Raw genomic sequence first — 12,523 nt, 5'->3', positions numbered from 1 at the left:
ACACCAGGGAAGTATCGACAAAGAAACAACAGGGTAGCGCGGCGCGTTGCCCGGGGACGTTTGAGTTAGTGTTTCTGTAACTGGCCTTGCCCTCCTTGACGGAGGGCTTTTTTTTAGGAGGAAAGGGACGTTATCGGCAAGAAAGACTCAGTCACGTTCTATCGCCAGCGCCACCCCCTGACCGCCACCGATACACAACGTCGCCAGCCCTTTACGGGCATTGCGTTTTTTCATTTCATGCACCAGAGAGACCAGAATACGGCAGCCGGATGCGCCGATAGGATGGCCGAGCGCAATCGCACCGCCGTTCACATTGACCCGCTTTTCATCCCACTCCAGCACTTTACCGACAGACAGCGCCTGTGCGGCGTAGGCTTCATTAGCCTCAATCAGGTCGACGTCATCCAGGTGCCAGCCCACGCGCTCAAGGCAACGTCGGGTGGCATACACCGGCGCAATACCCATCAGGGCGGGATCGACGCCCACGCTGGCAAAAGCACGGATACGCGCCATCACCGGCAAATTCAATTCCTGCGCTTTGGCTTCGCTCATCATCATCACGGCGGCGGCGCCGTCATTAATGGACGAGGCATTCCCCGCCGTGACAGACCCCGTCAATTCGAAAGCCGGGGAGAGTCTGGCCAGCCCTTCTGCGCTGGCGTCGGTACGCGGCTGCTCATCGGTATCGACCAAAAGTGGCCGCCCGTCGCTGGACATAGCTTTCACCGGCACGATTTCATCGCGAAAACGCCCGGAATCGATAGCAGCGCGCGCCTTTTGCTGGGAGCGGAGCGCCCAGTCGTCCTGGTGGGCACGGCTGATGCCATACTCCCGCGCCAGATTTTCTGCAGTTACGCCCATATGGTAATCGTTGAAGGCATCCCATAATCCATCGTGGACCAGGCTGTCGATAAGTTGGCTATTGCCCAGACGCGCCCCGGTTCGGCTGTCGGTCAGCACATGGGGAGCCCGGCTCATGTTCTCTTGTCCGCCTGCAATCACCACATCGGCTTCACCGCATTGAATCGCCTGCGACGCCAGATGCAGCGCTTTAAGCCCGGACCCACACACATCATTAATAGTGATAGCCGAGACAGTCATCGGCAGCCCGCCTTTAATCGCCGACTGGCGGGCAGGGTTTTGCCCGGCACCGGCGGTAAGCACCTGGCCTAAAATAACTTCATCAACGGTCTGGGGGTGAATCCCGCTGCGATCAAGAAGCGCCTGAACGACATAACTTCCCAGTTCAACGGCAGAATGGTGCGATAGCGCCCCCTGAAAACAGCCGATAGGCGTGCGAACCGCAGCCACGATAACGACATCTTTCATTTCTACCTCAGCGCAAATTGACCCAGGCAATAGTAGTACGTTGTTATCAAGTATTATCGCAATTGTTTAAAATTGGTGAGATTCATCACACAGGGGGGCAGGAACAGAGTCGAGGGAAGGCGGTGCGACGGGCAAGCCCGCCGCACCGAAACAGCAAGAATCAGTTGTTTACCGGAATAACAGCACCTTTGTATTTGGTGCGGATCCAGTCCTGAATCTCTTTAGAATGCAGAACGTTAACCAGCGCTACGATGTCTTTTTTCTTCTCATCGCCACGGTGTACGGTAATGATGTTGGCATACGGGTTGTTTTCACCGCTCTCTACGGCAATCGGGTCATGTACCGGATCCAGGCCAGCGTCGATGGCGTAGTTAGCGTTAATAACGACCGCGTCACCTTCATCGTTGTTATACATCTGTGGCAGCAGCGCAGCTTCGACATTCGGCTGGAATTGCAGTTTTTTCGGGTTCTCAACGATATCGCTGATACGTGCAGACACTTTATCCACGCCCGGTTTCAGCTTGATAACGCCCTCTTTTTCGAAGATAGAGAGAATACGGCCTTCCTCAGACACCGCATCACGCATGATGATTTTGCCGCCCTGCGGCAGATCTTTCAGCGATTTGTATTTTTTGGAGTAGATACCAATCGGCTCAATATGAATCGCGCCTGCGCTGACGAAATCATACGTTTTATCACCCGCGTGGTCTTTCAGTACGCTGTTCAGGTACGGAATGTGCTGGAAATAGTTGGCGTCGATCTCACGGCCAGCCAGCGCGGTGTTCGGCAGAATGTAGTCCTGGAACGGTTTGATCTCCAGATCGATGCCTTGCTTCGCCAGGATCGGTTTCGCCTGCTCCAGAATTTCAGCGTGCGGCACGTTGGACGCGCCAACGGTCAGTTTGTCAGCCCAGGAGGAGAAGCTCATCGCACCCAAAGTCATGGCGGCAATCAGTGTCAGTGTTTTTTTCATGATGTTGGTTTCCATTATTGTTTTAACCTAAGTAATTCTGGTTGCAGGAAGTGGGCAAGAGCGTGAACCCCCTGGAGCTTACTGAGGTAAGTGACAGGGGTGAACAAACGTAGCCAGCGCACATGCAACCTGAAGTACGACGGGTAATTAGCGTTTATCTAACAGAGAAGTTATTGCGTCGCCGCAGAACTGGATGATGAAGACAATGATCAAGATGGTCACTGTCGCCACCAGCGTGACGTCGCCGTGGTTGCGCTGGAATCCTTCCAGATAAGCCAGATTTCCTAAGCCACCCGCACCGATAACTCCGGCCATGGCGCTGTAGCTCACCAGAGCAATCAGCGTCACCGTGATACCGGAAACCAGTGCAGGCGATGATTCAGGCAGTAAAACCCGAAAAATCAGTGTACTAAGGCGTGCCCCCATCGAACGGGTCGCCTCGATAACCCCTTTATCCACCTCACGCAGGGCAATCTCCACCAGGCGAGCGTAAAACGGCGCGGCTCCGACAATCAGCGCGGGCAGCGCGGCGTTCGCCCCGAGAATGGTGCCGACAATCGTTTTGGTGAACGGAATCAACAGAACGATGAGGATGATGAACGGAATAGAGCGGAACACGTTCACCACAATCGAAATCACGCTATAGAGCGCGCGGTTTTGAAATAACCCGCCGCGGGCGGTTAAAAACAGCGCCAGCCCCAGAATGATCCCTAATACAAAGGTTGCCGCGCCAGAGAGTGCCGTCATGTACAGCGTCTCTTGCGTTGCCGCCCAAAGCTGGGCCAGTTTCAGATGCGGAAATACTGTCTCAAGCATGTGTGATCACCTCGCCTTCAATATCGCTATGGCGTAAATCCGCGAGGATATTGTTTACCTGTTCCTCTGTGGCGACGACATGCACCCACAGTTGCCCAAACACGCCATGCGCGGTTTGGGTCATTTTTCCATGCAAAATATTGAACGGCAGGCCGTAGCGCAGCGTCAATTCACCCACCACCGGTTGATGCGTGCTATGTCCGGTAAAAGTCAGCTTGATCACGGTACCGTCGAGATCCGCGTTCAGATCAGGATTAAACTCAGCTTCCTCATACTGGCTAATCTGGCGGACAAACTGACGGGTGATCGGCTGCTGCGGATGCGTGAAAACGCTAATCACATCCCCCTCTTCCACCACGCTACCGTTTTCCATCACCGCCACGCGGTCACAGATTTTGCGCACCACATGCATTTCATGGGTGATAAGCACAATCGTCAGCCTGAAACGACGGTTAATATCCAGAAGCAGATCGAGAATTTGATCGGTCGTCTGCGGATCCAGCGCGGAGGTCGCCTCATCGCAAAGCAGCACATCCGGATTATTTGCCAGCGCACGGGCAATCCCCACACGCTGCTTTTGCCCACCGCTCAGTTGCGACGGGTAAGCATTTTCACGTCCAGTCAGCCCCACCAGGTCGATCAGTTCCGCCACACGCGCCTTAATTTTCGCTTTTGGCGCACCGGCAATCTGCATAGAAAAGGCGATGTTTTCCGCCACCGTACGCGACCACAATAGGTTGAAGTGCTGGAAGACCATGCTGATTTTCAGCCGGGCCTGGCGCAGCTGCTCGCCCTTTGCCGCCGAGATGTCCTGGCCGTTTATCACTACGCTGCCGGAAGTCGGTTTTTCCAGACCATTCAGCAAACGAATCAGCGTACTTTTCCCGGCGCCGCTGTAGCCGATAATCCCGTAAATTTGCCCCTGCTCAACCGACAGATTGACGCTGTCCACGGCGGTAATCGACGCCTTTCCCTGGTCGAAAATCTTAGAAATATTCCTGAGAACGATCATTGCGTTACTTTTCCGTTTGGCGGTTTAGCAGTATGGAAGTCCAAACGATAATAATCAGTCATGAATATAATTCAAATAACTAAATGGACATTAGATATAACTTTTCACGCTAAGCGGCGGTGATTCTCACTCTTCTGTCTAATGATTAAATTCAGCAATGTTTATCTGCTAAACGCATAATCCACAGGAAGAACCGTGAAAAAGTGGCTAAAAACACAGCAAAAATGGTTGGTTATGGCAATCGACACATCCGGACGGCTAACCACCTTTCCCTCCTGATGTCTAAATAGCACTTCATATTTCTTTTCGTTCTAATCGCCGGATAAACGTTCTTTAAACAGGCAAAATGACAGACCTATCATCCGCTCATCGCGTTTATCTGTGGGTGATTAACCATGTCAGTATTGCATTCGATTAGTGAACTTATCGGCCAGACCCCGCTTCTCCAGCTCCATAAGCTGGAGACTGGCCCCTGCAGCCTGTTTCTGAAACTGGAAAATCAGAACCCAGGCGGTTCGATCAAAGACCGCGTTGCGCTGTCGATGATTAACGAAGCCGAACGGCTGGGCCATTTACAGCCCGGTGGAACGATCATAGAGGCAACGGCGGGTAATACTGGCCTTGGGCTGGCGCTGATTGCCGCGCAAAAAGGGTATTCATTGATTCTGGTGGTGCCGGACAAAATGAGCCGGGAGAAGATCTTCCACCTGCGGGCGCTGGGGGCGAAAGTGGTATTAACGCGCTCTGACGTCAACAAAGGTCACCCGGCCTATTATCAGGATTATGCCCGCCGTCTGGCGCAGGAGACGCCGGGGGCGTTTTACATCGACCAGTTCAATAACGAAGCCAATCCGCTGGCGCACTTTAGTACCACCGCACCGGAAATTTTTGCCCAGCTTGACGGTGATATCGACGCCATTGTCGTTGGCGTCGGTTCTGGCGGGACGCTGGGAGGATTGCAGGCATGGTTTGCCGAACACTCGCCAAAAACCGAATTTGTCCTCGCCGACCCGGCCGGTTCGATCCTCGCCGATCAGGTCGAAACCGGACAGTACGGTGAGCCGGGCTCCTGGCTGGTCGAAGGGATCGGTGAGGATTTTATCCCACCGTTGGCCCATATCGAGGGTGTCCATACGGCTTACCGTGTGACCGATGCCGAAGCGTTCGCCGCCGCGCGCGCCCTGCTACAAACCGAAGGGGTGCTGGCCGGCTCCTCCACCGGCACACTGCTCAGTGCCGCACTGCGTTACTGCCGGGCACAGACTACCGCCAAACGCGTGGTGACGCTCGCCTGTGACAGCGGCAACAAATACCTCTCAAAAATGTTTAACGATGACTGGATGCGCCAGCAGGGATTATTAAGCCGCCCAACGCGCGGTGATTTAACCGATTTCATTGCCCTGCGCCATGACGAAGGCGCCACCGTCACCGCCGCGCCGGATGACACCCTGGCCGCCGTACTGGCACGGATGCGGCTGTATGACTTCTCGCAACTGCCTGTACTGGAAAACGGCCGTGTCGTTGGCATCGTCGATGAATGGGACCTGATAAGCCACGTCCAGGGTGACAGCGCGCGTTTTTCATCACCGGTGAAAGAGGCAATGACCCGCAACGTAGAAACCCTCGACAAGCACGCGCCGGAAAGTGCGCTGAAAGCCATTTTTGACCGGGGCCTGGTGGCAGTGATTGCCGACAATGACCGCTTTCTCGGCCTGATTACCCGCAGCGATGTCCTGACCACCTGGCGTAACCGCCTGGAACAATAAAGGAGTACAGATGAAAACGTTGAATACTTTGAGCGTGCACAGCGGCACATTCACCGACCAGCATGGCGCGGTGATGCCGCCGATTTATGCCACATCAACTTTTGCGCAGCCTGCGCCTGGTCAGCATACCGGCTATGAATATTCCCGCAGCGGCAACCCGACTCGTCACGCGCTGGAAACTGCGATCGCAGAACTCGAAGGCGGTACGCGAGGTTATGCCTTTGCTTCCGGGCTGGCGGCCATCTCCACGGTACTAGAGTTACTGGATAAAGATAGCCATATTGTCGCGGTGGATGATGTTTACGGCGGAACGTACCGCCTGATTGAAAATGTACGCAAGCGCAGCACCGGCCTGCGAGTGAGCTGGGTGAAGCCCGACGATCTGGCGGGGCTGGAAGCCGCCATCCGTCCGGACACGCGGATGATCTGGGTTGAAACCCCGACCAACCCGCTGCTTAAACTGGCAGATCTGGAAGCGATCGCGACGATCGCGCAACGGCATAAGATCCTCAGCGTGGCGGACAACACCTTTGCCTCGCCGGTTATCCACCGTCCGATAGAGCTCGGTTTCGATATTGTGGTTCACTCCGCCACCAAATACCTGAACGGGCACTCTGACGTGGTGGCCGGACTGGCGGTCGTAGGCGATAACCCGGCGCTGGCAGAAAAACTGGGCTATTTGCAAAACGCCACAGGCGGCGTGCTTGACCCGTTCAGCAGTTTCCTGACGCTACGCGGTATCCGCACGCTGTCACTGCGTATTGAGCGCCACAGCAGCAACGCACTGGCGCTGGCGCAGTGGCTGGAGCAGCAGCCGCAGGTCGAAAAAGTGTGGTTCCCGTGGCTACCGTCACACCCACATCATGCACTGGCGCGTAAGCAGATGGCGCTGCCCGGTGGCATGATTTCGGTAGTGGTAAAAGGCGATGACCACTATGCCACTCAGATAATCAGTAAACTAAAACTGTTTACCCTCGCCGAAAGTCTGGGGGGCGTAGAAAGCCTGGTGAGCCAGCCTTACAGCATGACGCACGCCTCGATTCCGCTGGAGCAACGGCTGGCTAACGGCATTACGCCGCAGTTGATTCGTTTATCCGTGGGAATCGAAGGGGTAGACGATTTGATTGCCGACTGGCAGCAGGCGCTGGCGTAACGGCATTGACCTTCCCCGGTGGCGCTGCGCTTTCCGGGGCTACTGACAGTCATAACCGTAAGCACGCTGCGGTCTGCCCCTCTCCCTCAGGCAGAGGGAGAAAAACTGGCTCGATCGGTCCCCTCTCCCTGGAGGGAGAGGGTTAGGGTGAGGGGGAAATGCGGCTTAACGCTTATCGATGCCGTTGAGGATCTCCAGCACATCAGCGGGCAGGGTCAGCTGCGCGCTGGCCAGGTTTTCCTGTAGATGAGCCGGCGACGAGGTGCCCGGGATCAGCAGAATATTGGGCGAACGTTGCAGCAGCCATGCCAGCGCAACCTGCATCGGCGTGGCATTTAAACGTTGCGCTACTGCGTTCAGTTCTCCGGATTGCAGCGGCGTAAATCCACCCAACGGGAAGAACGGCACATAGGCAATGCCCTGTGCGTTCAGCACATCAATCAGCGCATCATCTTCACGGTTAGCCACGTTATACATATTCTGTACGCAGGCAATCGGCGTCATCGACTGCGCATCAGCAACCTGCTTCGCCGTCACATTACTCAGCCCGATATGACGGATCAGCCCGCGCTCTTTTAAGGCGATCAACGTTTCCAGTTCAGCTTCCAGCGCCCCTTCCGCTGGTCCGTGCAAACCGTGCATGCTGCGCAAGTTGACCACTTCTATAGCGTCGAGGCCAAGATTACGCAGGTTATCTTCTACCGCGCGCGTCAGTTCTTCGGCGCTAAATGCAGGCAGCCAGTTGGCTTTGTCATCGCGACGTGCCCCCACTTTAGTTACGATGCACAGATCTGCCGGATACGGGTGCAGCGCTTTTTTGATTATCTGGTTAGTGATATGCGGACCATAGAAGTCGCTGGTGTCGATATGGTTAACACCGGCCGACACGGCGTCACGAAGCACCTGAATCGCCTTCGCTTCGTCAGCTGGCGGCCCAAAAACGCCCGGACCGGCCAGTTGCATTGCGCCATAGCCAAGACGACCGACTTCGCGGTCGCCAAGACGATAAGTAAGCGTGGGTTGAGACATGGGATACCTCCTGGGTGATAAGTGAACACATTGTAGGACGGCACAGGCAGAGGCAACAGCGTAATCTGTGCCGTCCTGCATGAGGAGGAGATTTCTCATACAACGTAAAGGTGAGCGATGAGTCGCTACCTAAATAAAAAACCTCTGATATAGTAAATCTATAGCTAATGAGGCCTCACTATGAAATTTCCTGAAATACCAGAAAACGAAACCGAGCGTCTTAAATCTCTTTATATGATGGACCTGCTCGATAAAAAGGATGACGAGCGCTTAGATCGCCTGACTCGTCTGGCAAAAACGGCTTTTGACGTTCCAATAGGAATAATAAGCCTGTTAGATCGTGACCGACAATGGCTGGTTTCGTGCAGCGGAGAAGTAAAAGTCCGCGAGACATCTCGCAATATATCTTTCTGTGCGCATGCGATCCTGGCACAGGGAATTTTTATTGTGAAAGATACCAGCGTGGATGAGCGTTTTCACGATAACCCGTTCGTTATTGGCGAACCATATATACGTTTTTATGCAGGGTGCCCGGTGCGCCTCCCTGATGGCTCGATCGCCGGAACGATATGTATTATTGATGACAAACCGCGCGATTTCACCCCGGAAAATATCAACGCATTGCTCGATCTGGGTGCCATTGTTGAGGACGAATTTCATATCATCAGCATGGCGATGACGGATACACTGACCGAGTTGCCCAATAAGCGCGGTTTTTACAAACTGGGCGAGAAACGCTTCTCATGGTTAACTGATAATAAACGATCGTTTAGCCTCATTTACTTAGATGTGGAAAACATCACCGCTATTAATGAATTCTTTGGTCATAATGAAGGCGACAACACGCTCAAAAAATTTGCCTCAGCGCTCCTGCGTTGCATGAAAAAGAATGACGTTGCCGCACGCCTGGAAGGGGGCAAGTTCGTCCTTCTGCTTGGCCATGACGATGACCGCGATGTGGATACGTTCCTGTTCAGCCTGCAGTCAAAAATTGATGATCTCAATGAAAAATCAATGAAAAAATTCCGCCTGCACTATTCTTACGGCATCGTGGAGTATGACCCGGACAGGCACAGCAACCTGCTGGAGATGATGAACAACAGCGAGCATGTGATGTATCTGGAAAGAAAAAAACCACCGCTAAACCCGACGCAGGCACATAAATCCAGCGAAAACTCATAGCTCCTGAGTTATGACTCGCACCCCGAGGGTAAATGAATATTTACCCTCGCATTTTTTAAAATAATAACACCGCAGATTCAGCCATTACTTTACTGTCCCTCGTGTTCAGCCCTTCATTTATTTATACAATGCCACCCATCATTTAATTAACCATAGATACTGTCTATTTATATAAATAAATTTAAAGCAACTCGTTTTTTCTCATGAATTACCCAGACTTATCGGTTATTATCCAGTTTAGGTTTAGTCAACAATCTGTATTTTTCCAATGAATATTTAAACAGAATTTTTTTATTGATTAACCCACCTGGTATCAACGGCGGATTTACATGCCGCTGCGTCCTTTTGGCGCACCGCAAGCCCTTGCGGTGATTACGATTAATTAGCGATAACCTGAAAGTAAGGTTCTAATGCGTATCGAGAATAGTCAAAGTAAAACCACCAGCACGAATCCTGTATATCGTTCGGGGCGTCATATGTCCTGGGGAGTACTGGGGTTTTGCTTGCTATTACTGATACTGAAATATATCAGCTGACATACTGTTTAGTAACGGCACAAAAATATAAACCACCGGATGATATATCCTGGTGGCTTATATTCACAGGCAAAACTGGCTGAGCGCAAATGCTAAGCTTTTACTCAAGCACAATTTCGCTACGCGGACGATTTTTCACCCATCCTGCTAACGCCGAGGCATTTAACGCCCGCGAATAGAGATACCCCTGGGCAATATCACACTGCAATTCCCGCAATTCATTACGCTGCTGTTCCGTTTCGACGCCTTCAGCCACAACAGTTTGATGCAGGCTCTGGCCAATCCTCACCACCGTTGTGGCAATGGCTTTCATCTTGCTACCTTCACGCAGGTCGCGCATAAAGCTTTGATCGATTTTCAACTCGGTCATTGGCAAATGCGCCAGCCGGGACAAGCAGGAGAACCCGGTACCAAAATCATCCATCGACAGCCCCACACCCAACTCACGCACCGCACAAATAACGTCCATGGTTTCCGGGCGCTTATCCATCATGACGCCTTCGGTAATCTCAATGGTCAGGCAGTGTGCGGGGATGCGGTATTGCCGTAGCAAATAAGAAATATATTGCGGCAAACTGCTGTTATAAAAGTTAATCGGTGAGAGATTTACCGATACCACGGGCACATGAATGTCGTTACTACGCCATTCAGCCATCTGGCGGCAAGCTTCATGGAGCGTCCAGCGACCAATGCCTTCGATTTCACCGGTCTCCTCAGCAAGTGCGATAAATTTACCTGGGGGAATATCGCCCAATACCGGGTCGGACCAGCGCGCCAGTGCCTCAACCCCATAAAGCTCGCCATTTTTGAGCCAAATCTGCGGCTGGTAGTGCAGGTGTAAATGGTTACTGGCAATAGCGAGTTTCAGCGCCGCCGCCAGCTTTAACCGTTCCTGATCCACCTGATTCATTTCACTACTAAAAAAAAGATAGCCACCCGACGCCGCCCCTTTTGCCAGATGCGAGGCGTGGTTTGCCTGTTTCAGCAATACATCGCGCGACCTCCCATGATCGGGATAGAGGCTGATCCCCGTGCTTACCGTTACGTTGAGTGCGAGATCTGCCACATTAAACGGCAGACGGAATAACGCCTGAATACGCTGCGCAATTGTGGTTGCCTTCGCGGCATCGCAATCCGGGAAGACCATAACAAAGGTGTCGCTGTCAGGATGGCTGACAAACGCCTGGCGGGAAAACTCCGCCGTCAGCCGCTGGGCAATGGCGGCCAGCACGCTGTCTCCGGCGGCATAGCCCAGAGCATCGTTAACATCTTTAAAATGGTCGAGGTCAAGGAAAAAGAGCGCGGCACACGCATGGACGCCATGCTGAAAAAGCGCATCAATGTGGCGATGCAGGGCGCTACGCTTTGGCAGACCGGTCAGCAGATTAAAGGTCGACAGTTGCGTAATCTTTTGCTGATCGATATGCACGACCACCATGCAGGGGGCCCCCGCACGCGCTACCCCGTCATAGCGCACTGTTGCAGAAAGCGTGGTTTCTTCCCCGGTTGCCGACACAATGGAGAGCGACGTTTCTTCGCCAGGCGCCTCCGGGGATGTGAACAGGGGAATCTCCGCCGCTTTTCTGCCCAGCACCTGACTTCGCGAATAACGCCATAGCGTCTCCGCCGCTTTATTAAAGAAAAAAACATTTTCCGCGCCGTCGATAAGGACAACAGCATCATGAACATATTCCAGCGCGGCAAGCATTGACTGCGAGCCGAAAATATCATTGTCAAAAGGCATGATAATTTTTCTATACCAGGGAGGTCGGGGCAATAGTAATAGAAAGCGGTCACCGGTTCAATATCACCCAATAATGATATTGGCAGCAAACGGCATTTATAGAGAAATTAAATAAGTTGGCAATTATTTATTGATAAAGTTTTAGCGCTAAATGCCGATGTGGTGAATAATAAAAAAATGAATCAATTATGAAAAAATTGAGGAGATTGAGATTCACCACAATTATTATTGAAAACTATCGTCTACGCTAAATACATCATTATTTCATCTTGCCACCACGCAGGCCTGATGGCACGCGCCTTCTCGCCATACAAGTCAATGAATAAAAGAGAGATTAATAGACATTTTAAATAAGTGAATTTCAATTTATTGATAGCGTCACTTGACCTGCCACACTGCCCACCTCAGTATATAAGGAAATTCTCAATTAAAGCGGCCATCAACAATAAATGGTGTTCCACTTAACGTATTCAATGACTGATGGTAATACGTTCCGCAGCAATAAGGAGCCAGCGGTAATAGAGAAAGAGGCAGATGACATTGCTTAAATTTAGTGCGTGTTTAACACATCGAGGACAGGCAAATACTATGTATGACGATTTAAGTTCTTTGACTGCAAAACTGAAGATGTCCGGTGTCTCTTTCCAGAAAATAAACGATGAAGATGGTGCAACGATGCAAACAGCAGTAACAGTCACAACGCCCGATGTTAATGGTGATGTTAAAGAAGCCATTGTTGAAACCGTGTCTGCGGATATTTGCCAGGAAAGCCCTCAACCGGCATCCAACGTCAATACCCTCTCCTGGCCGAAAGCAAAGCCAGCACTGGTACAAAATGTGTTTTCCTCTCCGACCGGCGGCATTCTGGAAAGTGTCGCAGCCTTGTCCCGTCAGGCGTCCGAACCGGAAATTCGTGAACGCAACCCGGTACGTCTGGACGTGTTATTTACCGTCATTGGCAGATAGCCCCGCCCAATTGCCGG

The 12,523-nt window shown here is 52.3% G+C and carries 10 protein-coding genes; 4 read left to right on the top strand and 6 right to left on the bottom strand.

The features are described 5' to 3' along the window. Positions 1–147: 147 nt before the first annotated feature. From AB182_RS04190 to AB182_RS04175, 4 genes are all read right to left on the bottom strand, one after another. A complete protein-coding gene (locus AB182_RS04190) occupies positions 148–1,329 on the bottom strand; it encodes an acetyl-CoA C-acetyltransferase (RefSeq protein WP_047369016.1) in 1,182 nt (393 codons plus the stop codon). A gap of 160 nt (positions 1,330–1,489) precedes the next feature. Then, on the bottom strand, positions 1,490–2,302 hold the full coding sequence (locus tag AB182_RS04185) for a MetQ/NlpA family ABC transporter substrate-binding protein (protein WP_039077131.1): 813 nt from the start codon (positions 2,300–2,302) through the stop codon (positions 1,490–1,492). A gap of 147 nt (positions 2,303–2,449) precedes the next feature. Next, complete coding sequence (locus tag AB182_RS04180; protein WP_047369015.1) at positions 2,450–3,118, bottom strand: methionine ABC transporter permease; 669 nt, start codon at positions 3,116–3,118, stop codon at positions 2,450–2,452. Continuing rightward, the gene (locus tag AB182_RS04175) at positions 3,111–4,130 is read right to left on the bottom strand and encodes a methionine ABC transporter ATP-binding protein (protein ID WP_047369014.1); all 1,020 of its coding nucleotides are present in this window, start codon (positions 4,128–4,130) and stop codon (positions 3,111–3,113) included. Before AB182_RS04175 ends, AB182_RS04180 begins: the two co-directional genes overlap by 8 nt. Positions 4,131–4,525: 395 nt before the next feature. Between AB182_RS04175 and AB182_RS04170 the strand changes: the two genes are divergently transcribed. Beyond that, on the top strand, positions 4,526–5,896 hold the full coding sequence (locus tag AB182_RS04170; protein ID WP_047369013.1) for a pyridoxal-phosphate dependent enzyme: 1,371 nt from the start codon (positions 4,526–4,528) through the stop codon (positions 5,894–5,896). Between the two features lie 10 nt (positions 5,897–5,906). Next, positions 5,907–7,049 (top strand): trans-sulfuration enzyme family protein, encoded by a 1,143-nt coding sequence (locus tag AB182_RS04165; protein WP_047369012.1) that lies wholly within the window; start codon positions 5,907–5,909, stop codon positions 7,047–7,049. A gap of 165 nt (positions 7,050–7,214) precedes the next feature. Here AB182_RS04165 and AB182_RS04160 read toward each other — a convergent pair whose 3' ends face one another. Beyond that, entirely contained in the window at positions 7,215–8,078 is an 864-nt protein-coding gene (locus AB182_RS04160) for an aldo/keto reductase family oxidoreductase (RefSeq protein ID WP_047369011.1), read from the bottom strand. A gap of 180 nt (positions 8,079–8,258) precedes the next feature. On the opposite strand from AB182_RS04160, the gene AB182_RS04155 reads away from it, so the two are divergent. After that, positions 8,259–9,260, top strand: coding sequence for a sensor domain-containing diguanylate cyclase (locus AB182_RS04155; protein ID WP_047369010.1), 1,002 nt, complete (start codon positions 8,259–8,261; stop codon positions 9,258–9,260). Positions 9,261–9,896: 636 nt separating this feature from the next. Here the strand turns inward: AB182_RS04155 and AB182_RS04150 are convergent. Continuing rightward, entirely contained in the window at positions 9,897–11,540 is a 1,644-nt protein-coding gene (locus tag AB182_RS04150; RefSeq protein WP_047369009.1) for an EAL domain-containing protein, read from the bottom strand. A gap of 588 nt (positions 11,541–12,128) precedes the next feature. Here AB182_RS04150 and AB182_RS04145 point away from each other — a divergent pair. Then, positions 12,129–12,506: a hypothetical protein gene (locus AB182_RS04145; protein ID WP_047369008.1), complete on the top strand. Its 378-nt coding sequence runs from the start codon at positions 12,129–12,131 to the stop codon at positions 12,504–12,506. Positions 12,507–12,523: the final 17 nt, after the last annotated feature.

The organism is Phytobacter ursingii (genome assembly GCF_001022135.1).
Taxonomy (GTDB): Bacteria; Pseudomonadota; Gammaproteobacteria; order Enterobacterales; family Enterobacteriaceae; genus Phytobacter; species Phytobacter ursingii.
Note: the sequence above shows the minus strand (reverse complement) of the source record. Positions and strands in the feature narration are given on the sequence as shown.

Excerpts from the sequence above, each read along its gene's own strand:
- AB182_RS04190 (WP_047369016.1), bottom strand. The coding sequence starts at position 1,329 with ATGAAAGATGTCGTTATCGTGGCTGCGGTTCGCACGCCTATCGGCTGT.
- AB182_RS04185 (WP_039077131.1), bottom strand. The coding sequence starts at position 2,302 with ATGAAAAAAACACTGACACTGATTGCCGCCATGACTTTGGGTGCGATG.
- AB182_RS04180 (WP_047369015.1), bottom strand. The coding sequence starts at position 3,118 with ATGCTTGAGACAGTATTTCCGCATCTGAAACTGGCCCAGCTTTGGGCG.
- AB182_RS04175 (WP_047369014.1), bottom strand. The coding sequence starts at position 4,130 with ATGATCGTTCTCAGGAATATTTCTAAGATTTTCGACCAGGGAAAGGCG.
- AB182_RS04170 (WP_047369013.1), top strand. The coding sequence starts at position 4,526 with ATGTCAGTATTGCATTCGATTAGTGAACTTATCGGCCAGACCCCGCTT.
- AB182_RS04165 (WP_047369012.1), top strand. The coding sequence starts at position 5,907 with ATGAAAACGTTGAATACTTTGAGCGTGCACAGCGGCACATTCACCGAC.
- AB182_RS04160 (WP_047369011.1), bottom strand. The coding sequence starts at position 8,078 with ATGTCTCAACCCACGCTTACTTATCGTCTTGGCGACCGCGAAGTCGGT.
- AB182_RS04155 (WP_047369010.1), top strand. The coding sequence starts at position 8,259 with ATGAAATTTCCTGAAATACCAGAAAACGAAACCGAGCGTCTTAAATCT.
- AB182_RS04150 (WP_047369009.1), bottom strand. The coding sequence starts at position 11,540 with ATGCCTTTTGACAATGATATTTTCGGCTCGCAGTCAATGCTTGCCGCG.
- AB182_RS04145 (WP_047369008.1), top strand. The coding sequence starts at position 12,129 with ATGTATGACGATTTAAGTTCTTTGACTGCAAAACTGAAGATGTCCGGT.